This window comes from Cellulomonas humilata, assembly GCF_013359775.1.
GTDB lineage: Bacteria > Actinomycetota > Actinomycetes > Actinomycetales > Cellulomonadaceae > Cellulomonas > Cellulomonas humilata.
Map to the genome: position 1 here is coordinate 58,209 of NZ_JABMCI010000041.1, position 21,881 is coordinate 80,089.

Genomic DNA, 21,881 nt, shown 5'->3' on the forward strand with positions numbered 1-21,881 from the left:
CCCGCTCGAGTGCGGACGTTGCGGTGTGGGAAGCAGCAATGTCCGCACTCCGGCGGGTTCCCACCCACCTCAGTGCGGACGTTGTGGCTCAGTCGGCAATCAGCAGCAGGCCGTCGCGGATCAGGCCGCGGGTCGACGGGAGGACGTCCGCCGCGACCGCGTCGGCGCCGACCTCCAGCAGGGCGCCCAGGGCGTGCACGATCTGGCCGACCGTGAGCTCCCCGTCGCAGACGCCGACGAACCCCGCGAGCGCGGTGCCCGCCTGGACGGCCCGGCCGAAGCCGCCGCCCTGGCGTAGCAGGACCACCTGCGGGTCGGGGTCGCCCGGGGTCAGGTACCGCTCCTCGGTGACGTCGGGTGCGACGACGAGTCGCTGGTCGCCCAGCTCGTCGTCGGTCATCGACTGCAGCCAGTCGTGGGCGGCGAGCGACTCCGCGATGGACGGGCCGAGCGGCTGGCGGACCGTGCCGGTGACCTCCTCGAGCCGGCGCAACGACACCTCCCCGACAGGCTTGCGCAGGGTCACGACGCCGAACCCGATCCCCTCGACGTCCCGCGACGCGAAGTCGTCCAGCCACTGCCCGTAGCGGACCGCCCACGCGGACCGGTCCCGGTCGGGGGTGGTGCCGCCGTCGCGGATCCACGTCTCGGCGTACTGCGCGGGGTCCTGGAGCTCGCGCTGCACCACCCAGCCGTCCAGCCCGCTGGCGTCGAGCCACGACCCCACGCGCTCGTGCCACTCCTCGCCGCGGCGGACCTCCCAGTTGCCCAGCAGCTGCGCCACTCCCCCGGGCGCCAGCACCGCGCCGACGCCCTCGATGAGCTCCCGGACGATCGCGTCGCCGGACCGCCCGCCGTCGCGGTACTCGTACGACGGCATCCCCGGCGTCCGCGGCGTGATGACGAACGGCGGGTTGCTCACGACGAGGTCGAACCGCTCGTCGGCGACGGGCTCGAGCATCGACCCCTCGCGAAGGTCGAGCTCGACGCCGGCGAGCACCGCGTTGAACCGCGCGAAGCCCAGCGCGCGCCGGGAGATGTCGGTGCCGACCACCCGGCGAGAGTGCCGCGACGCGTGCAGGGCCTGGATGCCGCAGCCGGTGCCGAGGTCGAGCACCAGGTCACGGGCGTCGCGCACGGTGACCTGCGCCAGCGTGGTCGACGCCCCGCCGACGCCGAGCACATGGTCGGTCCGCAGCGCCTGACCGGTGGCCAGCTCGCCGAGGTCCGACGCGATCCACCAGTCGACCTCGCCGCCGCCGTCGACCGCCGTGTACGGCCGCAGATCCACCCGGGCACGGACGTCGTCGCCGTCGGACTCGACCAGGCCCAGGCGCTCGGCGCCGTCGACAGTGAGCCTGGGCAGCGCCCGCTCGAGCAGCCGCCGGGGTGTGGTGGAGCCGAGCAGGAACGTGCGGACCAGCGCGGCGACCACGTCGTCGGACGCCTCCGTGGCCCGTAGCGCCGGCACGGGCTCCTCGCGGTGCAGGGCGTCGGCGGCGACCGGCCCGAGCACGTCCTCGACCCCGGACACGCCGTAACCGGCAGCGGTCAGGTCGGTGCGGAGCGCAGCGACGAGGGCGGCATCGGTCAGGATCACCCCGCCATCATCCCTGCACCGTCCGCGCCTCCGGGTCGCCGGGTCGCTCCGGTGCCACGAGCAGGTCGACGACCAGCGGGCGGTGGTCGCTGCCGCGCAGGACGGGCGGGCCGGAGGGTACCCGCGCAGCCTCGACGCCCAGGTCGGGGGACACGAAGACCGCGTCGATCCGGTGCAACGCGTCGATCGCGGGGTAGGTGGGGTCGCCGGCGGGGTCGGCGTCGACCAGCACGGCGGACAGGCGCTTCCACGTGGGGCCGCCCGGGCGCTCGTTGAGGTCGCCGAGCACGACCGTCCCTGTGGCGGTGACGTGGTCGAGCAGGATGTCGGACAGGTGCGCCGACCGCTCGTCGCGGACCAGGGACAGGTGCACGACGACGAACCGGACGCCGTCGACCGTGGCCATGGCGACGCCCCGGCGGGTGCGGCCCGCGAGGTTGACCAGCTTGAGCGCGCGCGCGTCGGACACCGACCGACCCGACGCGACCAGCAGAGCCGTCGTCCGGGCGCCGCGGCCGTTCACCGCCGTCCGCAGGCCCACGTCCCGCGCGAACCGCCACATCTGCCACCGGCCGAGCAGTCCCCGCGGGGGCTCCTGCACGCCGAGCACGTCGGGCGCCGCGATGCGCACCACCGCGACGGCGTCAGCCCGGGAGAGCTGCAGACCCTTCAGGTTGTACGTCATGACCCGAAGGCGGCCGGCGTCGGTGCTCGTCGTCACCGGGACATCCTCTCGGACTCAGCGGCCGAGCAGCCAGCGAACCTCGTTCCGGAACAGCTGCACGCGCGACGGCGAGTCGTACGACCGGACGTCGTGCCCGAGGGCGTCGTAGACCACCCGCCCGGGACCGGGGGCCACCCAGACGACCGGGTGCGCGACGCCGTCGTGGTCCGCGGCCACCAGCACGTGGACGTCCGGCGACACCTCGAGCGACAGGTACCGCTCGTCCAGCGCCTCCACGGTGGACAGCCCGGCCGTGACCGGGTGCGACGGGTCCACCACGCGGAAGACCGCCGCCCCGAGCGGCGGGTGCCACGTGGTCCCCTCCGCCCACCGACCGCCGAGCATCGACGCCCAGGACGGCCGGTCCAGGAAGGCGTTCGCCGCCTGGTGCAGCCCGAGGACGGGGACACCCGAGGCGACCAGCGCGGCCAGCGCGTCGTGGAACGGCACCCAGTCGTCGTCGGTGCCGTCGAAGTCCGGGTCCGGGCGGCCGCGGCCCGACGCCACGATCACCAGGTCGGGGTCCACGTCGTCGAGCGCGCCCGGCAGGGTCCCCCGGATCGTGGCGTCGACGCCGTCCTCGGCCAGCAGTCCTGCGAGCCGGTGCGCGACCGCGGCGGTGTCGTGCCACGGGTCCTGGTACCGGCCGTGGCCGGCGAGCACGAGTGCGTGGGACACCTGTTCCTCCTTGACAGACGATTGCTCCTCGACAGACGACGAGCCCCCGACCACGGCCGGGGGCTCGTCGTGGTGTGCGTCAGCGCGCGAGCGCCTTCTCGGCCTCCCGCGTCAGGTCCTCTCGGTCGGCTCTTGCCGCACGAAAGCGAGACATCACGACCGCCCCGCCCGCGATGAGTGCCGCCGCGACGGCGATCGACAGGCGAGCGGTCTGGTTCGCGTCGGCACCCACCGAGATGGCCACGACGGCCGGCGCGATGAGCAGCGAGACCAGGTTCATCACCTTGATCAGCGGGTTGATGGCCGGGCCGGCGGTGTCCTTGAACGGGTCACCCACCGTGTCGCCGATGACCGCCGCCGCGTGGGCGTCGGACCCCTTGCCGCCGAAGTTGCCGTCCTCGACGATCTTCTTCGCGTTGTCCCAGGCGCCGCCCGAGTTGGCCAGGAAGACCGCCATGAGCACGCCGGTCGCGATGGCCCCGCCGAGGAACCCGGCGAGCGGGCCTACGCCGAGGCCGAACCCGACCGCGATCGGTGCGAACGCCGCGAGCAGACCGGGCGTCGCCAGCTCCCGCAGCGAGTCGCGGGTGCAGATGTCGACGACCTTGCCGTACTCCGGCCGCTCCTCGTACGTCATGATCCCGGGGTGCTCGCGGAACTGGCGACGCACCTCGAACACGATGGCCCCCGCGGCCCGGGTCACGGCGTCGATCGCCAGGCCCGAGAACAGGAACACCGTCGCGCCACCGAGGATCACGCCGACCAGGGTGACCGGGCTGATGATCGAGTAGTTGATCATCGCCGCGGTGAGCTCGTCGCCCACCTGGCCCGCCGTGCCGAGCGCGTTCTTCACTGCGTCGGCGTACGACCCGAACAGCGCGGTCGCGGCCAGCACGGCCGTCGCGATCGCGATCCCCTTGGTGACCGCCTTGGTGGTGTTGCCCACGGCGTCGAGGTCCGTGAGGATCTGGGCGCCCTCGGGCGTCACGTCCCCGGACATCTCCGCGATGCCCTGCGCGTTGTCGCTGACCGGCCCGAACGTGTCCATGGCGACGATGACGCCGACCGTGGTCAGCAGGCCGCAGCCCGCGAGCGCGATGAGGAACAGGGACAGCGACACCGAGCCGCCGGCCAGCAGGAACACGCCGCAGATGGCCGCCGCGATGATGCCCGCGGTGTAGACGGCGGACTCGAAGCCGACCCCGATGCCGGACAGGACCACGGTGGCCGCGCCGGTCAGGGTGGTGCGCGCGACGTGCAGCGTCGGCTTGCTGGTGGTGCCGGTGAAGTAGCCGGTGACCCAGAGGATGACGCCGGCGAGCACGACGCCGATGGCCACGGCCACGGAGGCGATCAGGCGCGGGTCCCCGCCGTGCGTCTCGAGGCCGGCGGTCCCGCCCGTGAGCTCCGCGAACGACGACGGCAGGTAGATGAACGCCGCCACCGCGGAGAGCGCGACACCGACCAGCGCCGAGATGTAGAAGCCGCGGTTGATCGCCGTCAGGCCGCTCTCCGCACCGCGCACCCGCGTGATGAACACGCCGAGCACCGCGACGAGCGCGCCCATCGCCGTGACGACCAGCGGGAACACCAGGCCCTGCTCGCCGAACGCGGCCTTGCCCAGGATGAGCGCCGCGACGAGCGTGACCGCGTAGGACTCGAACAGGTCCGCCGCCATGCCGGCGCAGTCGCCCACGTTGTCGCCCACGTTGTCGGCGATCGTGGCCGCGTTGCGCGGGTCGTCCTCGGGAATGCCCTGCTCGACCTTGCCCACCAGGTCGGCGCCCACGTCGGCCGCCTTGGTGAAGATGCCGCCGCCGACCCGCATGAACATGGCGAGCAGCGCGGCCCCGAAGCCGAAGCCCTCGAGGACCGCCGGAGCCTCTGCCCGGTAGATCAGCACGACGGACGCCGCGCCGAGCAGGCCGAGGCCCACGACGCTCATACCCACGAACCCGCCGGTCCGGAACGCGATGCGCGCGCCCTCCGCGCGCCCACCAGGCTCGGACGCGGCCGCCGCCACCCGGACGTTCGCCCGCGTGGCCAGCCACATGCCCAGATACCCGATCGCCGCGGAGAACCCCGCACCGATGAGGAAGAAGACGGACCGACCGATCTTGACGCCGCTGTCGCCCGGCAGCAGGAACAGCAGGGCGCAGACGACGACCGCGAAGAGGGCCAGGGTGCGGAACTGCCGGCTCAGGTACGCCGCGGCCCCTTCCTGGACCGCGCGCGCGATCTCGCGCATGGACTCGGTCCCCTCACCGGCCGCGAGCACCTGGCGGCGCAGGACGACGGCGATGAGCAGGGACGCGACCGCAACGGCCGCGATGACACTGACGATCGTGATGCTCGTTGACCCGAGCTCGACCATGCATCCTCCTCGGACATCAGCGAGGCCCCCCTGACCACGCCTGTCCCACAGCCCCGTTGCTGCGCGACTGGGCGAGTCTAGCCACGAGATGTGACGTAGATCGCACACCGCCGCAGACGGGTGACCGGCGCCACGGACAGCGGGACGATCGTCTTCACCCCCAACCGTTCGGGCGGCGACGGCGTCTGGACAGGTGAGGGCAGCGCTGCCCGTCCAAGGAGGTCGACGCCATGAGCTGGGAGGACGATCTCGACCGGCTCGTCGCCGAGCGAGGGTCGGCACTGGTCGCCTACGCCTACCTGCTGACCGGGGACATGTCGGCGGCGGAGGACCTGGTGCAGGACGGGCTGGTGCGGACCTACACGCGCCGCCGGCCCGACGACGTCACGTGGGTCGAGGCCTACGTCCGCCGGGTCATCCTGAACACGTATCTCGACGCCTACCGGGCGCGACGGCGCTTCGCCGCCGTGACCCATCTCATCGCGACGCCCGAGGCCACGGACGACGAGCTCACGGCCGCCGGCGACCGCGCCGACGTGGCACGAGCACTCACCGTCCTGTCCCCCCGCGAGCGCGCCTGCGTCGTCCTGCGGTTCTTCGACGACCTCACGCTGCCCGAGATCGGCCGCCGGCTCGGGGTGTCCCCCGGGGCGGTCAAGCGGTACCTGTCCGACGCCCGCCACAAGCTCGAGCCCCTCCTGGGCCCCCAACCCGGCCTGTCCACCGAGGACGTCCCCACGATCGCGAGAGGAGCCGGACGATGAACCACGACCTCGAGTCGGCCCTGGGCGAGCTGGCCGACCGCGCCGAGCAGAGCCACCGCCTCGGACGCGCGCCGCTGCCCGTCGCCCGGATCACCGCCCGTGCCCGCACCCGGCGACGCACCCGCGCCGCGGTGGCGATCGGTGGCGCAGCCGCCGCGGTCGTCCTGGTCGCGGGGACCGCCTTCGCGTTCCTGCCGGACCGCACCAGCCCCGCGCCCCCGGCAATCACCCCGTCGCCCTCGGTGACGCGGACGACCCCGGCGCCCTCGCCGACGCCGACGCCGACCGTCGCGCCCGTCGTCCTGCCGGTGGGCAACCCCGCCCTGCCGTTCGGCGTGTGCGGCTCGCTGGTGACCTCGCCGGCCGCCGACCCGGTGGACGACCGCGTCGCCGCCCGCCTGGCGCCGGACGCCGGCGCGATGACGTCCGGCGGGTACCTGGCCGTCGGCGGAGAGGTCGAGCGCAGCCCCGAGCTCGGGTCGTCCCTGGTGCTCGCCGTGCCGGACGGCGGACCGCGGGTGGCGGTCGTGCGCGACGGCGTCGTCGTCGGCACCGCGGGCTTCTACCCCGGGACGTACGACGCGATGTCCGGCCGGAGCGGCAACCAGGGCGAGACGGCCTGGTTCCGCGGCGCTCTCGACCTCACGGTCTGCGATCCCGCGGACGGCGGCCCGGCGACCCCGGGACGTCCGCTGCCGGCGGGCACCTACGAGCTACGGCCGTGGGCGACGGTCGTCACCTTCGACGGCGATCTCCCGCCGGAGCTGGCGCAGGGGACGCTGACGCTCGCACAGACGGCGGCGCTCGACGGCGCTGCCCGCGCGACCGCCCTCGGCGCTCCGGCGACCGTCACCGTGACGGGCGAGGCCGACGAGCAGCTCCCCGCGCCGGGCACGGACGTCCCGCTCGACGCGACCACCACGGCGGATCGGCCCGCGTGCGACGGCCCGGCACCCGCGGCCCCCGTCCGCACGGCGATGCTCGACCTCCAGGTGACCCCGCAGGCGACGACGTTTGCGGCCGGGTCGCCGCTGCTGGCCGCCGGCACGGTGCAGTACACCGGACCCGGGCGGCTGCGCGCGTACGGCTACTACGCGATCGAGTACTGGATCGTGCGCGACGGGATCGTCGTGGGCACCACCGTGCAGGCGAACGACGCGTTCTCCGTGGTCGACCTGGGCGCGGGCGCACCCCTGGCCTTCGCCGAGGACGAGCGGGGGCTGACCTCCTGCATCTCCGGTGTCGACCAGCCGCTGAGCGACGGGAACCCCCTGCCGGCCGGCGTCTACCAGGTGTACCCCGGCTGGATCTTCTCCGCACCGGTCGTCCGGCTGCCATCCGAGACCGTGCCGCTCCAGGACACCAGCGCGGGCTACGCGGTCACGCTGGGCACACCGTTCACGGTCACGCTCACGTAGTCCGGTCCGACCAACGGTTCGCACCTCCCGGTCGTCCAGGAAGATGACGGCACCACAGGGAGGTGGCATGACGGCCTGGGAACAGGTTCTTGACGAGCTCGTGCGGGCTCGGGGACGTGCGCTGGTGCGCTACGCGACCCTGCTCACGGGCGACGAGCGCGAGGGTGAGGACCTGGTCCAGGACGCGCTCGTGCGCTGTTTCAGCCAGGGGCGCCCGCTGCGCGAGCCCGCGGCCGCCGAGGCCTACGTGCGCCGGGCGGTGCTCACCATCTTCCTGGACGGTCACCGCCGCCGGACGCGCTGGACCGCCGTGCGCCACCTGCTCGCCCGCGACGACTCCTCGGCCGACCACGGCCCGGCGAGCACCGCCCGGCTCGACGTGCAGACCGCCCTGCTGACCCTGCGCCCGCGGCTGCGCGCCTGCGTGGTGCTCCGGTTCTACGACGACCTCACGGTGCCGGAGATCGCCCGCCGCCTGGAGATCTCCGACGGCACGGTCAAGCGGTACCTCTTCGACGCCATCGGGCAGCTCGAGTCCCTGCTGGGGCCGATGCCCGACGCGCACACCCTCGACATCCAGCTGGTCCCGACAGGAGTGACCCGATGAGCCCCGACCTCTCCCGCGCGCTGCACGACGCCGTCGACACCGGCCCCGACGACGCGCCCTTCGACGTCCTGTCCCTCACCGGCCGCATCCGGCGCCGCCGGACCGTCCGCGCGGGGGTGCGTGGCGGGGTGGCCGTCGGTGCCGTCGGGGCCGTGGCGTTCGGCGCCGTGTACGTCGGGGGGCGACAGCCGTCGTCCGTCCTTCCCGCGGCGCGGGCCGATGCCGGCCCTGGTACGTGCGGGTCGGACATCGGACTCCTCCCGACGGCCGAGCCCGGTCGTGTCGGTCTGCTGCCGTCGACGGACGGCTCCTGGTACATGGACGAGCCTTCCTCCATCCCCCCTCAGGGCACCGATCTGGGAACCCTGCTCGGGCGCACCATGAGCCCGGTCCTCGTCCGCGAGCTGTCGCCGGATGCTCGGGACGCCGCGGTCGCCGAGCTGGTGCGCAGCGCGAACGAGTCGTTGGCCGACGCGGAGGCGCACCGCGCGAGCAGGCTGGCCAACCCCCCAGGTGGCGCCCCGCTCACCGCGGGCGAGGTCGACGCCCTGGACCGTGGCGTGGAGGTCGCGCGCGACCAGCTCGAGCTCGCGCAGACCTCGGAGTCCATCACCGTCGTCGGCGACGAGCTCGACAGCCGGGTCCTGATCACCCACGACGGCACGGTCGTGGCGTCCGACGCCGACCCCGCGCCGGACCCGCGGTATGCGTGGATGTCCTCGTCCGACCGCTCCGTGGCCATGGGCCTGACGAGCACGGAGCTGATCACCTGCGCCACGGACGGAGAACCCGGGGGCGTGCCGTTGCCCGCCGGCGAGTACTCGGTCTACGTGAGCTATGCCGAGGCGGGCGGGCGCGCCGTGGCGGGCCCCTGGTCCCTGACCCTGCTCGACATGCCCCCGGCACCGACCGGCTTCCCCGAGGGCTTCCCGGTCGACGACGTCCCCCTCATCGGTGGCCGGCTGGTGTCGGTCACCCCGATGGCTGGGTCGAGCGGCGAGGGGTGGAGCGTCGTGATCGCCGCCGACGGGGACGACGCCGCCAAGGAGGCCGTCCGGCTGCTCGGCGACGACTGGTCGACCTACCCGGCGCTCGCGCCCCCGCCCGGCATCACCTTCCCCGTGGCGGGGTGGGAGGTCGGCGTCACAGCATCGACGTCGGAGGACGGAGAGCCGACGGTCGTCTACTCGATCCTCCCGGACTGACCCGTCAGCCGATCGGCGCGACAGTTGCACGCGCACCCGCTGCTCAGGCGTCGAGGGCCGCCTCGACCGTCTCGTGCACGGTGAACACCTGGAGCAGCGCGGTGATCCGGAAGACCTTGAGCAGCCGCTCGGAGTCGATCACCAGCTGCAGCTGACCGCCGGCCAGCCGGACCTTCTTCAGGGTCCCGACGAGCACGCCGAGACCGGTCGAGTCCATGAACCGGACCCCGCGCAGGTCGATGACCAGGTCGGTGCGGTCACGGTCGAGCAGCTCGGCAAGCTGGTCGCGCAGGGTGTCGGCCGAGGACACGTCGATCTCGCCCTCGACCTCCACGACGGTGCGGGGACCCACGTCCCGGCTGGTCACATGCACGTCCATATCGTCCCCCTCTCTGCGCGAAGTTAAACAGAGAGGGGGACCGATCGGGTCACGCGGGCAACCGGCGCGCCTCCGCCAGAGCCGCCTGGTACTCGGTCGTCGTGCCGTCCGGCCTGACCTCCTGGAGCACGTGGTCGCGCACCCCGAGGTCGGCCAGGACGGCCCCGAGCTCCGCCACGTCGGCGTCGCTCAGGACTGTCGGGTCGACCGTGGTGCGCACCTGCACGTCGACCCCCGCGTCGAGCACCAGCCGTAGCGAGGTGAACGCGGCGTCCGCGCTGGTCCGCGGTCCGCCGACCTGGGTGATCGCGCGGTACAGCCGCGCAGGAGCCTTCACGTCCAGCCCCACCCAGTCGACGTGCGGGAGCACGGCCTCGAGCCGCCGCGGGTAGGCGCCGGACGTGTGCAGTCCCACGCCGAACCCGGCGTCGTGCACCTGCACCGCGGCGTCGCGCAGCGCCCACTGCATCGTCGGCTCCCCGCCCGAGAAGACCAGCCCGTCGAGCAGCCCGTGCCGGCGGTCCAGCAGGCCGAGCACGTCCTCCCACGGGACCTGCCCGGGAGCGCGCGGATCGAGGATCGACGCGTTGTGGCAGTAGGTGCACCGCCACGGGCAGCCCTGCAGGAAGACCGTCGCGACGAGCTTTCCCGGCCAGTCGCACGACGACAACGGCACCAGACCCGCGATGTTCACACGAGCGCCGGCTCTCGGAACGGCGTGCGCTCGGCGTGCTCGCCCTGCTTGCCGATGTTGAACGAGCTGACCGGGCGGTGGTACCCCATGACGCGGGTCCACACCTCGCACGTCTGGCCGCACGTGGTGCACGTCTGGTGCTCACCCGCGAGGTAGCCGTGGTTCGGGCAGATCGAGAACGTCGGCGTCACGGTCAGGTACGGCAGCCGGAACGTCGACAGGGCGCGCTTGACCAGCTGGCGGCAGGCGTCCGCGGTGGACAGCCGCTCGGCCATGTAGAGGTGCAGCACCGTGCCGCCCGTGTACTTGGTCTGCAGCTCGTCCTGGCGGGTCAGCGCCTCGAACGGGTCGTCGGTGAACCCGACCGGCAGCTGCGAGGAGTTCGTGTAGTACGGGTGGTCGTCGGTGCCGGCCTGGAGGATCCCGGGGAACCGGCGCCGGTCCTCCTTGGCGAACCGGTACGTGGCGCCCTCCGCGGGGGTCGCCTCCAGGTTGTACAGGTGACCGGTCGCCTCCTGGAGCTCCACCATGCGGGCGCGGACGTGGTCGAGCACCCGCAGGACCAGCTCGTGGCCTCGCGGGTCGACGATGCCGTACTCGTCGCCCGTGAAGTTGCGGACCATCTCGTGCAGGCCGTTGACGCCGATCGTCGAGAAGTGGTTCTCGAGGGTGCCCAGGTACCGGCGCGTGTACGGGAACAGGCCGTCGTCGATCAGGCGCTGGATGAGCTCGCGCTTGAGCTCCAGGGACGTGCACGACAGGTCGATCAGGCGGTCGAGCTCCGCGAACAGGCCGGCCTCGTCGCCGCGGTGCACGTAGCCGAGCCGGGCGCAGTTGATGGTCACCACGCCGATGGAGCCGGTCTGCTCCGCCGACCCGAACAGCCCGTTGCCGCGCTTGAGCAGCTCGCGCAGGTCCAGCTGGAGGCGGCAGCACATGGACCGGACGTCGCCGGGGTTCAGCTCGGAGTTGAGGAAGTTCTGGAAGTACGGCAGCCCGTACTTGGCGGTCATCGCGAACAGCGCCTCGGCGTTCTCGCTGTCCCAGTCGAAGTCCTTGGTGATGTTGTACGTGGGGATCGGGAACGTGAACACGCGGCCCGACGCGTCGCCCGTGGTCATGATCTCGATGTACGCCCGGTTGATCATGTCCATCTCGACCTGCAGGTCGCCGTACGTGAAGTCGCACGGCTCCTCGGCGACGAACGGGACCTCGTCGCGCAGGTCGTCCGGGCACACCCAGTCGAACGTGAGGTTGGTGAACGGCGTCTGCGTGCCCCACCGCGACGGCACGTTGAGGTTGTAGACCAGCTCCTGGATGCCCTGGAGCACCTGCGCGTAGGTCAGGCCGTCCAGCCGCACGTACGGCGCGAGGTAGGTGTCGAACGAGCTGAACGCCTGTGCGCCGGCCCACTCGTTCTGCATGGTGCCCAGGAAGTTGACGATCTGGCCGACCGCGGCGCTGAAGTGGCGCGGCGGGCGGGCGTCGACCTTGCCCGGGACGCCGTTGAGGCCCTCCTGGAGCAGGTTCCGCAGCGACCAGCCGGCGCAGTAGCCGGAGAGCATGTCGAGGTCGTGCACGTGCAGGTCGCCCTCGCGGTGCGCGGTCCCGACCTCGGGCGGGTAGACGTGGCTGAGCCAGTAGTTGGCGACGACCTTGCCGCTGGTCTGGAGGATCAGACCACCCAGCGAGTAGCCCTGGTTCGCGTTGGCGGACACCCGCCAGTCACTGCGGTCGAGGTACTCCTCGATCGACGAACCGACGTCCACGACGACCTTCTCCGACATGCCCCGTACTCCCTGCTCCACGATGAGGTGCCTCCGACCGCCACCACAACATGCTGTGGTCGAGGCGGTCGATGAGGACTAGATGTAGAGATTTCTATGCCCGCGGCCTGGCGCGAGGTGGGCCTTAGGTCCCGGTCGCCGGACGGTCCCCGTGCGGGCATCGTCGTCGAGCGAGTGAAGTTGCGGCGTGTCGCTCCCGTCGGCCTTTCGTCAGCCCGGCGCGAACCGCACGGGGTCGCCCGGACGCAGCTGTCCGAGCCTCCCGTGGGCGTGCCGACGGACCACCGCGACCACCGGATAGCCCCCCGTGACGGGGTGGTCGACGCCGAACACGACGGGTCGACCGTCGGGCGGAACCTGCACCGCACCGACCACCAGACCCTCCGACGGGAGCTCGCGGCCCTCGTGCTGCGGGGTCCGCCCGAGGGTCGGCCCGTCGAGCCGCACGGCGACCCGGTTCGTCGCCGGCGTGACGCGGTACTCGTGCGGGCCGCACAGCCGTGCGAGCGCGTCGTCGAACCAGTCGGCGTGCGGGCCAGCCACGATCGGGAGCACGAGCCCCTCCGGGCGGACGGGGGCGATGTCGACCAGCGGCCAGTCCCGCGGCGCGGGGCCGACCGGCAGGACGTCCCCGGCGCCGAGCGGCTCCGGTCCGAGCCCGGCCAGCTGGTCGGTGCTGCGCGACCCCAGCACGGGCGGCACGTCGATCCCGCCGCGCACGGCCACGTACGTCCGCAGGCCGAGCTCGACCGTGCCGAGCCGCAGCTCCGACCCGTCCCGCAGCTCGAGCACGGCCTCGTGCCCCACCGGTCGACCGTCCACCCACGCAGGCCCGTGCCCGCCGGTCAGCGCCACGGTCAGGTCGCCACGGGCGCGCACCCGCAGCCCGCCGAGCAGGACCTCAAGCCCGGCCGCACCCTCGTCGTTAGCGACCAGGCGGTTGGCCAGCCGAAGCGCCCCCGCGTCCGCCGCCCCGGAACGACCGACGCCGATGTGCGCCCAGCCGGGTCGCCCGAGGTCCTCCACGAGCGTGAGCAGCCCGGGCTCGACGACCTCCAGCGCACCCGTCATGACGCCGTGAACCGGACTCGCGTGCCGGGCTGGAGCAGCGCGGGTGGTTCGCGGTCCACGTCGAACAGCTCGACGTCGCACCGGCCCAGCAGCCGCCACCCGCCGGGGGTCGCAGCCGGGTAGACCGCGCTGAACTCGTCGGCGATCGCCACCGAGCCGGCCGGGACGCGCTCGCGCGGGCTGTCCAGGCGCGGGACCCGCAGCAGCGGGTCGAGGCCGACGAGGTAGGCGAACCCCGGCATGAAGCCGCCGAACGCGACCGTGTACAGCACGCCGGTGTGCCGCGCGATCACGTCGTCGACGGACAGCCCTGCCAGGCGCGCGACGTCGTCGAGGTCGGCACCGTCGTAGACCACGTCGAGGACGACCTCGGTGGTGGAGGTCTCCCGTGCGACGTCGGTGCGCCCCGCCCACCACCGCTCGACAGGCAGGCTGCCGGCGTCGGCACCGTCGCGCACCCGGAGCAGGAGCGTGCGCGCGGCGGGCACCTGGTCGACGATGGCCGCCGCCTCCGGGTCCGTCGCCCGGGCGGCACGGACCGCGTCGTCCAGCGCGCGCACCTCGGCGAGATCCGCGAGCTCGACCAGGACGGCGTCGTCGCCGTAGGGGAGCACCCGAGGGCCCCGCGCGTCGGTCATGCGCCCGGTCCCGTGAAGGGCGCGACCGCCACCCCGTCACGCTCCAGGGCAGCCCGCACCGACCGGGCCAGCACCGCCGCTCCCGGGGTGTCCGAGTGCACGCACACCGACTCCGCGACCACCCGCACGTCCGATCCGTCGACCGCGCGCACCACGCCGTGCTGCGCCAGCCGGACCACCCGCGCGGCGACCTCGTCGGCGTCGGTGACCAGCGCCCCCGGCTCGGACCGGGGCACCAACGTCCCGTCCGACCGGTAGCCGCGGTCCGCGAAGGCCTCCGCGACCGCACGGCGACCGGTCCGGGCGGCGATCTCCAGGACCGCGGACCCGGGAAGGCCCAGCACCGGCAGGTCCCCGACGCCCTCCATGACCGATCGAGCGTGCTCCTGGTGGTGCACGACCGCGTTGTAGAGCGCGCCGTGCGGCTTCACGTAGGCCACCCGGGTGCCTTCCCGGAGGGCGATCGCCGCCAGCACGGCGACCTGCTGCGTCACCTGCGCGCGCAGCTCGTCGGCCGGCACGTCCAGGAACCGGCGGCCGAAGTGCTCGCGGTCCAGGTAGGACACGTGGGCACCGACGGCGACCCCGCGGGCCGCCGCCGCGCGGCACACGGCGGCCATGATCCGCTCGTCGCCCGCGTGGTAGCCGCACGCGACGTTCGCGCTGGTCACCACGTCGAGCAGCAGCATGTCGAGGCCGTCGACACCGGCCTCCCAGGCGTCGAGCTCCTCGCCGAGGTCGCAGTTGAGGTCGATCCGCACCGCCATGCCTCCGATCCTGCCCGACGGGCGCCCGATGCGAGGATGGTCGGGTGGTGGAACCCGGTGAGCTGCTCGACGTGCTGCTCGCCGCGGGACGCCGCACCGACCGCATGACGCACGTGCGGCACCTCCCGTCCCGCCCGGGTGTGCAGACCGACTGGCCGGCGTGGGCCGACGCCGACCTGGTGCACGGGTACCGCGCCCTCGGGGTGGACCGGCCGTGGCTGCACCAGGTGCAGGCGGCCGACGCGGCCTGGTCCGGCCGGCACACGGTCCTGGCCACCTCGACCGGCTCCGGTAAGTCGCTCGCGTTCTGGCTGCCCGCCCTGTCGACCGCGCGGTCGGCCGCGGCCGGATCCCTGCTCGACCCCGGTCGCATCGAGTCCGTGACCCGTCGGGCAACGACCCTCTACCTCTGCCCGACCAAGGCCCTCGCCGCCGACCAGCTCGCCGCCCTCGACCGGCTGCTCGCCGCCGCGCGCACCCGCGACGTGCGCGTCGCCACCTGCGACGGCGACACCTCGCTGGAGGAGCGCCGCTGGGTGCAGGAGCACGCCGACGTGGTGCTCACCAACCCCGACTTCCTGCACTTCGCCCTGCTCCCCCAGCACCGCCGGTGGGCGCGCCTGCTCGGGTCGCTGCGGTACGTGGTGGTCGACGAGTGCCACGCGTTCCGCGGCGTGTTCGGTGCGCACGTGGGGCTGGTCCTGCGCCGACTGCGCCGGCTCGCCGAATCGTACGGGGCCACGCCTACCTTCCTGCTCGCGTCCGCGACCACCTCCGACCCGGCCGCGAGCGCCGCCCGGCTGATCGGCGTCGATCCGTCCGAGGTCACCGCCGTGACCGACGACGCCTCCCCCGCCGGCCGCAAGACGTTCGTCCTGTGGCAGCCGCCGGAGCTTCCCGGTACCGACGCCCCGTGGTCCGCGCTGCTGCCCGAGGACGACCCGTGGGCCACCCCGCTCGCACTGCCCCGGCACGTGACGCGCGGACCGGACGACCTCAGCGTCCCGGCGCCTGACGACGTCTGGGGAGACGGGTCGCTTGCGGCGGCCGGGAGGGCCGCGAATGGCACTGCGGAGCCCGACGCCGTCACGGCGGGCGCGGAGCCGGTCGTGCTGTCGGAGCTGCTCGCCGCCGTCCTCCCCGGCATCGGCAACCCCGCGCCGGGCGAGGGGTCCGGCCCCCTCGGCACGGGCGACCGGATCGTCGCGGAACCCTCCGACCGGCCCCGGCGCACCGCCACCGCTGAGATCGCCGACCTGCTCGCCGACCTCACCGCCGCGGGCGCCCGCTCCCTGGCGTTCACGCGGTCGCGCCGGGGCGCGGAGTCCGTCGCGGCCACCACGCGCGCGCACCTGCTGGAGATCGACCCGACGCTCGCCGCGTCGGTGTCGGCGTACCGCGGGGGCTACCTGCCCGAGGAGCGGCGCGCGCTCGAGTCCGCCATCCGGTCGGGGGCGCTGCGCGCGCTCGCGACGACGAACGCGCTCGAGCTCGGAGTCGACATCTCCGGGCTCGACGCCGTGCTCATCGCCGGCTGGCCCGGCACGAGGGTGTCGCTCTGGCAGCAGGCCGGACGCGCCGGGCGGGCCGGCACCGACGGGCTGGTGGTCCTGGTCGCCCGCGAGGACCCCCTGGACACGTTCCTGGTGCACCACGCCGAGGCGATCTTCGACACCCCCGTCGAGGCCACGGTCTTCGACACCACCAACCCCTACGTCCTGGCCCCCCACCTGTGCGCCGCCGCGGCGGAGCTGCCCCTGCGCACCGAGGAGCTGGACCTGTTCGGCCCCCGCACCGCCGATCTGCTGGCCGAGCTGGTCGAGCGCGGGACCCTGCGCCGCCGACCCTCCGGCTGGTACTGGACGCACAACGAACCGGCCAGCCGCCTCACCGACCTGCGGGGGTCCGGCGGGGACCCCGTCCGCGTGGTCGAGTCGGTCACCGGGCGGCTGCTCGGCACGGTCGACGCCGCCTCCGCCGACTCCACCGTGCACGACGGCGCCGTCTACGTGCACCAGGGCGCCACGTTCGTCGTTGACGAGCTGCGCCTCGAGGACGGGATCGCCCTGGTGACCCGTCGCGACGTGGACTACGGCACCTGGGCGCGCTGGGTCACCACGACCGAGATCCAGTCGGTCGACGCCGAGGTGCCCTGGGGGCCGATCACGTGGAGATTCGGGTCGGTCGACGTGACCACCCAGGTGCTGGGCTACCAGCGCAAGCGCATCCCCGACCTGCAGGTGCTGGGCACCGAGGAGCTGGACCTGCCCGCCCGCACGCTGCGCACGACCGCCGTCTGGTGGACCGCCCCGGCGGAGGTGCTCCTGGCCGCGGGAGTCACCGTCGAGGCCACGCCCGGCGCCCTGCACGCCGCCGAGCACGCCTCGATCGGTCTCCTGCCCCTGCTCGCGACCTGCGACCGGTGGGACCTCGGCGGGCTGTCGACCGCGCTGCACGTGGACACCGAGCACGCCACCGTGTTCGTGCACGACGCCTACCCCGGCGGTGCCGGCTTCGCGGAGCGCGGCTTCACGCTCGGCGCCACCTGGCTGCGGGCCACCCGCGACGCGATCGCCGCCTGCCGATGCCTGACGGGCTGCCCGGCCTGCGTCCAGTCGCCGAAGTGCGGCAACGCCAACAACCCGCTGGACAAGGCCGCCGCTGTCCGGCTGCTCGACGTGGTCCTCTCGCACGCCCCGGCCGCCTGACAGCAACCCGCGACCACGGTCCGTCACGATCGCGCCGACACGGGACCGGCGCGCGCCCAGGCGGAGGCGGTCCCGGTCGCGGTCGGCACCAGCACCCGCACGGTCAGCACGCCCCGCCCGTCGTCGGTGCAGGCGGCGAGCATCCCCCCGTTCCGCCGCACCGCCTGTGCGGCCGTCGCGCACGGGTCGCCGGTGCCCGCAGCCAGCAGCTGGGCCGCCCCCGCGAGGACACCGAGGTCCGCGGCGGTCTGCGCGCGCCCACGGGCCAGCTGCACCGAGGCCAGCAGGCCGAGCAGACCGGCCACGATCAGGAGCACGGCGACCAGGGCCAGCAGCAGCACCGTCCCCGACCCGCGATCGTCCCCCCGACACGGGCGCCTCCCGGTCACGGTTCCGCCCGCGCGACGGCCGACGCGTGCGCCCGCAGGGGTGTCCCCTGCCAGGACCCGACCGCGTCGGAGACCGTCACCGTCACCCAGCCTTCGGACCGGCTCACCGCCACCGCGGCGCCCTCACCGGCGAGCCGCCGCGCGGTCGCGACGACCGTCCCGTCGGCCTCACCGAGCGCCGCGGACCGGGCCCCCGCCCGCGCCGCGTCCGTGCACCGGGTCTGCGCGACCGCCGCCGACGCCACGGTGAGCAGGGCGACGAGCAGCAGGACGACCGCGGGCAGCCCCACCGCGAGCTCGGCGGTGACGCTCCCGCGGTCCCGCCGGCCCGCGGTCGTCACAGCGAGAGCGCCTGCCGGATGATCCCCAGCAGCAGGCCCTTCACCTCGTTCCCCTTGAGGATGACGACGAGCAGCCCCGCGAAGCCGACGGCGGCGAGGGTCGCGATGGCGTACTCGGCGGTCGCCATCCCGGCGTCGGCCAGCCGGGCACCGGTGTGCCGGCCGCGAACGTTCAAAGCGAGCACGGCACGCGGGCGCACCGCCCGGCGACGGCGTGGACGGGCCGGGGCGGCAGTGCCCGCCGTCGGGCCGAGCCGCGGGACCGCGCCCTCGTCGGCCGGCCGGCGGTGGGGCATCGGGGCGGTGGTCTCTGTGGTCGTCATGACCTCTCCTCTCGTGGGGCACCGACGACTGTCGGCGCCTCGCCAGCGTCAGCCGGGGGCGTCGCCCGTGGCGTAGCCGACCCTCGATCCGTGGACCCGGTGGACCGGGGCTGGGCTGTGGACGTCTCGTCAGCCGAGCAGGTCGCCGGCGAGGCTCAGCAGCATCGGGACCAGGCCGAGCAGCACGAACGCCGGCAGGAAGCAGAGCCCGAGCGGGAGGACCAGCTGCACCCCGAGCGAACCCGCGGCAGCCGCTGTGCGAGCGCGGCGCTCCCGCCGCAGCTGGTCGGCCCGTCCGCGCAACGCCGGCCCGGGCGCGGACCCCGTCGTCCAGCTGGTCTCCAGCACGTCGACCACGTCCGCCACGGGTGCGCCCGACCACGCGGAGTGCCACGACGAGCCCAGCAGCAGGCCGGTCGCACCCCGTGCCAGGGCGTCGCCCTGCTCGCCACCGACAGCCGCACCCACCGCGGCCAGCGCGCGCGGCACCGACGCTCCGGTCGCGATCGCCACGTCGATCAGGTCGAGCAGCAGCACGGGGTCCAGCGGTGCGGGCGGCCTCCCCGCCGTCGCGCGCCGCAGCACACGCCGAGCACCCGTGGGCCTCGACCGTGCACGGCCCCACCACCACGGGCTCGTCGCCGCACCGACCGCCGACGCGACGACGACGGCGAGCACCAGCGGCGTCACCGCCGCGCGACCGTCCTGGTGCGACGCACCACCGGGCCGACCGCTCCCGCGCGCCCCGCCCGGGACAGCAGGGCGGACGTCCACCACCGCCCCGCCAGCAGGAGCGTCACACCGAGCACGGCCGACGCCGTCCCGAGCCCGCCGGAGAACACCACCCCCACGGGGTCGGCACCCAGCAGGGCGCCCAGCGCCACCCCGAGCAGCGGGAGCCACGCGAGCACCTGCGCGGTCGACCGCGGTCCGGCGAGGGCCGCCCGGCGCGCGCCCTCCGCCTCCTCGTCGGCGGCGACGGCCGCCGCGATGCGCTCAAGGACGCCGGCCAGGGGTGCACCCAGCTGGTCGGACACGTGCGCCGCCGCCAGCACCGCGCGGACGCGCTGGACGTCCCCGTCGCGTGCCCGGCGACGGATCGGCCCACGGCGCGGCGGGACCGTCGCCCCGAGGAGCGCGGCGGCGGCGGGCACGGGACCGTCGGCAACCGTGCCGAGCACCCGCGACCACGCCTGCGCCGGGGTCGCTCCCGCGCGCAGCTGGGCCGAGACGCCGAGCAGCCGCTCCGACAGGCCGCCCCCTGGCCGTCGCGCGCCCACCACGGTCCCCGCAGAGCGCTGCGGAGGCGCCGCGCGCGCCCGCCGACCCCGCGTCCCCGCCACAGCAGCGACCGCGAGCCCCGTCAGCGCCCCGACGACCAGGCTCATCGGGGCGTCTCGACCGCGAGACCAAGGCGGGCAGCCAGCGCGGGCCAGGCGGGTCCGGCGGTCGTGACACCGGTCGGGGTGACCCGGAGCGCGCACGCCACCTCCAGCTCGCCCGAGGCGCCACGACGGACGGCACCCACCTCCGCGACGTACCGGCGGTCGGCGCGGCGCAGGTGGAGCACCGCGTCGAACGCGCTCGCGGCCTGCGCGGCCACCGCCTCGCGGGACATCCCCGCCAGCGCGGCCAGCGCCTCGAGCCGCGCCGGGACGTCCGCCGCCGCGTTCGCGTGCACCGTGGCGCACCCGCCGTCGTGCCCGGTGTTCAGCGCGGCGAGCACCTCGCGCACCTCGGCGCCGCGGCACTCGCCGAGCACGATCCGGTCCGGCCGCATCCGCAGCGCATGCCGCACCAGGGCGGCCAGGTCCACGCGGCCGGCGCCGTCGACGTTGGCGTGCCGGGCCAGCAGGCGGACCACGTGCGGGTGCGCCGGCGCGAGCTCGCCCGCCTCCTCGACCACCACCAGCCGTTCGTCGTGCGGGACCAGCGACAGCAGCGCGGCCAGGAGCGTGGTCTTGCCGGAGCCCGTCGCGCCCGAGACCAGCAGGTTGGCGCGCGTGGTCACCAGTGCTCGGACCACCGGGACGAGCGCGGGCGCCAGGGTGCCGGACGCGACCAGCTGCTCCACCGTGAACGCGCGGGACCGGACCACCCGCAGGCTGATCAGCGCACACCCCTCCGCCACCGGCGGGAGCACGGCGTGCAACCGGGTCCCGTCCGGCAGGCGGGCGTCGACCGCGGGCGAGGCGTCGTCGAGGCGCTGGCCTCCCGCCGCCGCCAGCCGGACCGCGAGCGCGCGGACGTCGTCGACGCCACCGAGGTCGACGTCCGCCCGCGTCAGCCGTCCGGCGCGCTCCACCCACACGTCGCGCGGCCCGTTGACCAGCACGTCGGTGACCTCGGGGTCATCCAGGAACCCCTGGAGCCGACCCGCGCCGAAGAGCTCGTCGCGCACGGTCCGGGTCATCGACGTCAGCGCACGCGAGCCGAGCACTGCCCCGGCCTCACGCGCCGCCGCCTCGACGACCGCCCCGAGGGCGTCGCCGGACGCCCCGCCCGCACCCAGCCTCGTCCGGACGGCATCGAGGAAGTCCGGCCCGACCCCTCGGACCAACGCGGTCACCGCAGGCTCCGGTCGAGCGCCGCCACGATCCGGTCGGCGGCGCGGGCGATCCGGCCGCCGACGGGCACCCCGCCCCGCTCGAGCGCCGCGGGCACCCGGCGGTCGGTGGGGAGCCTGGCCAGGACCGGCAGGTCCACGGCCTCGGCCAGCTCGGCGGTGCCGAGACCGCCGGGCGCCGGTCCGCGCACGACCAGCGACGCGGGCACCCCGGGGCCCAGGTGCGGCCGCATCGCCAGGATGCCGGCCACCGTGCGCAGGTCCCGCGGAGCCACCACGAGCACCGCGTCGCACGCTCCCGCCAGCGACTCCCCGGCCACGACGGAAGCCCGGTCCAGGTCGAGGACGAGGGTGCCCGCCGCGCTGGTCAGCGCGTGCAGGACGTCGGCGACGACCGCGGGCTCGGGCGCCCCCGGGCGGGCCCGGTCGGCGCTGAGCACCGCGCACGACCCCCATCGCGGCAGCAGCGCCAGCACGTCGCCCCCCGACACCTCGCCGCGCGCGTCCGCCAGGTCCGGCCAGCGCACCCCGTCGGCGCCCTCGAGCCCGAGCAGGACGTCGATGCCACCCGAGGCGCGGTCGAGGTCCACCAGGGCGGTCGCGGTCCGCCGCGCGAGCTGCCGGGCGAGCACCGCCGCGAGCGTCGAGGCGCCGGCGCCCCCGCGCCCGGCCACCACGCCGACGACGAGCGCGCGGCGGGGCGTCGAGGCAACCGACGGCCAGGTCGGTGGGGCGGAGGGAGCGCCCGTGAGGGGGGTCATCGGGTTCACCTTCCGTCGGGATCCGACCTGGCCGCCGGCGCACGACGCACACTGCCGCGGCGCACGGGGCCGGGCCGCGGGGCGCTG

22 protein-coding genes are annotated in these 21,881 nt (G+C 74.7%); 5 read left to right on the forward strand and 17 right to left on the reverse strand.

Going from position 1 to position 21,881, the window contains the following annotated elements; translation table 11 throughout:
* Window positions 1–88 precede the first annotated feature (88 nt).
* The 4 genes from HP550_RS02215 to HP550_RS02230 form a co-directional block, all read right to left on the reverse strand.
* On the reverse strand, window positions 89–1,600 hold the full coding sequence (locus HP550_RS02215) for a DUF7059 domain-containing protein (protein WP_343047943.1): 1,512 nt from the start codon (window positions 1,598–1,600) through the stop codon (window positions 89–91).
* A gap of 7 nt (window positions 1,601–1,607) precedes the next feature.
* Window positions 1,608–2,321, reverse strand: a complete 714-nt coding sequence (locus HP550_RS02220) for an endonuclease/exonuclease/phosphatase family protein (protein ID WP_175345959.1) — start codon at window positions 2,319–2,321, stop codon at window positions 1,608–1,610.
* Between the two features lie 18 nt (window positions 2,322–2,339).
* Complete coding sequence (locus HP550_RS02225) at window positions 2,340–3,002, reverse strand: ThuA domain-containing protein (protein ID WP_175345960.1); 663 nt, start codon at window positions 3,000–3,002, stop codon at window positions 2,340–2,342.
* Window positions 3,003–3,081: 79 nt separating this feature from the next.
* Entirely contained in the window at window positions 3,082–5,376 is a 2,295-nt protein-coding gene (locus HP550_RS02230; protein WP_175345961.1) for a sodium-translocating pyrophosphatase, read from the reverse strand.
* Window positions 5,377–5,606: 230 nt separating this feature from the next.
* Here HP550_RS02230 and HP550_RS02235 point away from each other — a divergent pair, with 230 nt between their 5' ends.
* The 4 genes from HP550_RS02235 (at window position 5,607) to HP550_RS02250 (ending at window position 9,370) form a co-directional block, all read left to right on the forward strand.
* Window positions 5,607–6,140: an RNA polymerase sigma factor gene (locus HP550_RS02235; protein ID WP_175345962.1), complete on the forward strand. Its 534-nt coding sequence runs from the start codon at window positions 5,607–5,609 to the stop codon at window positions 6,138–6,140.
* On the forward strand, window positions 6,137–7,558 hold the full coding sequence (locus tag HP550_RS02240; RefSeq protein WP_175345963.1) for a hypothetical protein: 1,422 nt from the start codon (window positions 6,137–6,139) through the stop codon (window positions 7,556–7,558). The genes HP550_RS02235 and HP550_RS02240 overlap by 4 nt, the downstream gene beginning before the upstream one ends.
* 67 nt (window positions 7,559–7,625) lie before the next feature.
* Complete coding sequence (locus tag HP550_RS02245; protein WP_175345964.1) at window positions 7,626–8,165, forward strand: RNA polymerase sigma factor; 540 nt, start codon at window positions 7,626–7,628, stop codon at window positions 8,163–8,165.
* Window positions 8,162–9,370 carry a hypothetical protein gene (locus HP550_RS02250; RefSeq protein WP_175345965.1) on the forward strand — a complete coding sequence of 403 codons (1,209 nt, stop codon included), beginning with the start codon at window positions 8,162–8,164 and terminating at the stop codon, window positions 9,368–9,370. The genes HP550_RS02245 and HP550_RS02250 overlap by 4 nt, the downstream gene beginning before the upstream one ends.
* Before the next feature lie 43 nt (window positions 9,371–9,413).
* Here the strand turns inward: HP550_RS02250 and HP550_RS02255 are convergent, their stop codons facing one another.
* The 6 genes from HP550_RS02255 to HP550_RS02280 all read right to left on the reverse strand — a co-directional run bounded on the left by HP550_RS02255 (window position 9,414) and on the right by HP550_RS02280 (window position 14,706).
* Window positions 9,414–9,749, reverse strand: coding sequence for an STAS domain-containing protein (locus HP550_RS02255; protein ID WP_175345966.1), 336 nt, complete (start codon window positions 9,747–9,749; stop codon window positions 9,414–9,416).
* 49 nt (window positions 9,750–9,798) lie between these two features.
* Window positions 9,799–10,443: an anaerobic ribonucleoside-triphosphate reductase activating protein gene (locus tag HP550_RS02260; RefSeq protein WP_175345967.1), complete on the reverse strand. Its 645-nt coding sequence runs from the start codon at window positions 10,441–10,443 to the stop codon at window positions 9,799–9,801.
* A complete protein-coding gene (locus HP550_RS02265) occupies window positions 10,440–12,230 on the reverse strand; it encodes a ribonucleoside triphosphate reductase (protein WP_175345968.1) in 1,791 nt (596 codons plus the stop codon). The genes HP550_RS02260 and HP550_RS02265 overlap by 4 nt, the downstream gene beginning before the upstream one ends.
* 210 nt (window positions 12,231–12,440) lie before the next feature.
* Window positions 12,441–13,301, reverse strand: a complete 861-nt coding sequence (locus HP550_RS02270) for a 5-oxoprolinase subunit C family protein (protein WP_175345969.1) — start codon at window positions 13,299–13,301, stop codon at window positions 12,441–12,443.
* On the reverse strand, window positions 13,298–13,939 hold the full coding sequence (locus HP550_RS02275; protein WP_175345970.1) for a 5-oxoprolinase subunit B family protein: 642 nt from the start codon (window positions 13,937–13,939) through the stop codon (window positions 13,298–13,300). The genes HP550_RS02270 and HP550_RS02275 overlap by 4 nt, the downstream gene beginning before the upstream one ends.
* On the reverse strand, window positions 13,936–14,706 hold the full coding sequence (locus tag HP550_RS02280; protein ID WP_175345971.1) for a LamB/YcsF family protein: 771 nt from the start codon (window positions 14,704–14,706) through the stop codon (window positions 13,936–13,938). The genes HP550_RS02275 and HP550_RS02280 overlap by 4 nt, the downstream gene beginning before the upstream one ends.
* 44 nt (window positions 14,707–14,750) lie before the next feature.
* On the opposite strand from HP550_RS02280, the gene HP550_RS02285 reads away from it, so the two are divergent.
* Window positions 14,751–17,414, forward strand: coding sequence for a DEAD/DEAH box helicase (locus HP550_RS02285; RefSeq protein WP_425484412.1), 2,664 nt, complete (start codon window positions 14,751–14,753; stop codon window positions 17,412–17,414).
* 23 nt (window positions 17,415–17,437) lie between these two features.
* On the opposite strand, the gene HP550_RS02290 is transcribed toward HP550_RS02285, so the two are convergent.
* The 7 genes from HP550_RS02290 to ssd all read right to left on the reverse strand — a co-directional run bounded on the left by HP550_RS02290 (window position 17,438) and on the right by ssd (window position 21,794).
* Complete coding sequence (locus tag HP550_RS02290; RefSeq protein ID WP_175345972.1) at window positions 17,438–17,803, reverse strand: Rv3654c family TadE-like protein; 366 nt, start codon at window positions 17,801–17,803, stop codon at window positions 17,438–17,440.
* Window positions 17,800–18,144 (reverse strand): TadE family type IV pilus minor pilin, encoded by a 345-nt coding sequence (locus HP550_RS02295; RefSeq protein WP_175345973.1) that lies wholly within the window; start codon window positions 18,142–18,144, stop codon window positions 17,800–17,802. The genes HP550_RS02290 and HP550_RS02295 overlap by 4 nt, the downstream gene beginning before the upstream one ends.
* A complete protein-coding gene (locus HP550_RS22075; protein ID WP_246280428.1) occupies window positions 18,141–18,467 on the reverse strand; it encodes a DUF4244 domain-containing protein in 327 nt (108 codons plus the stop codon). The genes HP550_RS02295 and HP550_RS22075 overlap by 4 nt, the downstream gene beginning before the upstream one ends.
* Window positions 18,468–18,596: 129 nt before the next feature.
* Window positions 18,597–19,157 carry a type II secretion system F family protein gene (locus HP550_RS02305; RefSeq protein WP_175345974.1) on the reverse strand — a complete coding sequence of 187 codons (561 nt, stop codon included), beginning with the start codon at window positions 19,155–19,157 and terminating at the stop codon, window positions 18,597–18,599.
* Complete coding sequence (locus tag HP550_RS02310) at window positions 19,154–19,855, reverse strand: type II secretion protein F (RefSeq protein ID WP_175345975.1); 702 nt, start codon at window positions 19,853–19,855, stop codon at window positions 19,154–19,156. The genes HP550_RS02305 and HP550_RS02310 overlap by 4 nt, the downstream gene beginning before the upstream one ends.
* Window positions 19,852–21,036: a TadA family conjugal transfer-associated ATPase gene (locus HP550_RS02315; RefSeq protein ID WP_175345976.1), complete on the reverse strand. Its 1,185-nt coding sequence runs from the start codon at window positions 21,034–21,036 to the stop codon at window positions 19,852–19,854. The genes HP550_RS02310 and HP550_RS02315 overlap by 4 nt, the downstream gene beginning before the upstream one ends.
* Window positions 21,033–21,794 (reverse strand): septum site-determining protein Ssd, encoded by a 762-nt coding sequence (gene ssd / locus HP550_RS02320; RefSeq protein ID WP_175345977.1) that lies wholly within the window; start codon window positions 21,792–21,794, stop codon window positions 21,033–21,035. Before ssd ends, HP550_RS02315 begins: the two co-directional genes overlap by 4 nt.
* Window positions 21,795–21,881 lie beyond the last annotated feature (87 nt).

Excerpts from the sequence above, each read along its gene's own strand:
- HP550_RS02265 (WP_175345968.1), bottom strand. The coding sequence starts at position 12,230 with ATGTCGGAGAAGGTCGTCGTGGACGTCGGTTCGTCGATCGAGGAGTAC.
- HP550_RS02255 (WP_175345966.1), bottom strand. The coding sequence starts at position 9,749 with ATGGACGTGCATGTGACCAGCCGGGACGTGGGTCCCCGCACCGTCGTG.
- HP550_RS02230 (WP_175345961.1), bottom strand. The coding sequence starts at position 5,376 with ATGGTCGAGCTCGGGTCAACGAGCATCACGATCGTCAGTGTCATCGCG.
- HP550_RS02235 (WP_175345962.1), top strand. The coding sequence starts at position 5,607 with ATGAGCTGGGAGGACGATCTCGACCGGCTCGTCGCCGAGCGAGGGTCG.
- HP550_RS02275 (WP_175345970.1), bottom strand. The coding sequence starts at position 13,939 with ATGACCGACGCGCGGGGCCCTCGGGTGCTCCCCTACGGCGACGACGCC.
- ssd (WP_175345977.1), bottom strand. The coding sequence starts at position 21,794 with ATGACCCCCCTCACGGGCGCTCCCTCCGCCCCACCGACCTGGCCGTCG.
- HP550_RS02310 (WP_175345975.1), bottom strand. The coding sequence starts at position 19,855 with ATGAGCCTGGTCGTCGGGGCGCTGACGGGGCTCGCGGTCGCTGCTGTG.
- HP550_RS02240 (WP_175345963.1), top strand. The coding sequence starts at position 6,137 with ATGAACCACGACCTCGAGTCGGCCCTGGGCGAGCTGGCCGACCGCGCC.
- HP550_RS02250 (WP_175345965.1), top strand. The coding sequence starts at position 8,162 with ATGAGCCCCGACCTCTCCCGCGCGCTGCACGACGCCGTCGACACCGGC.
- HP550_RS02270 (WP_175345969.1), bottom strand. The coding sequence starts at position 13,301 with ATGACGGGTGCGCTGGAGGTCGTCGAGCCCGGGCTGCTCACGCTCGTG.
- HP550_RS22075 (WP_246280428.1), bottom strand. The coding sequence starts at position 18,467 with ATGACGACCACAGAGACCACCGCCCCGATGCCCCACCGCCGGCCGGCC.
- HP550_RS02245 (WP_175345964.1), top strand. The coding sequence starts at position 7,626 with ATGACGGCCTGGGAACAGGTTCTTGACGAGCTCGTGCGGGCTCGGGGA.
- HP550_RS02280 (WP_175345971.1), bottom strand. The coding sequence starts at position 14,706 with ATGGCGGTGCGGATCGACCTCAACTGCGACCTCGGCGAGGAGCTCGAC.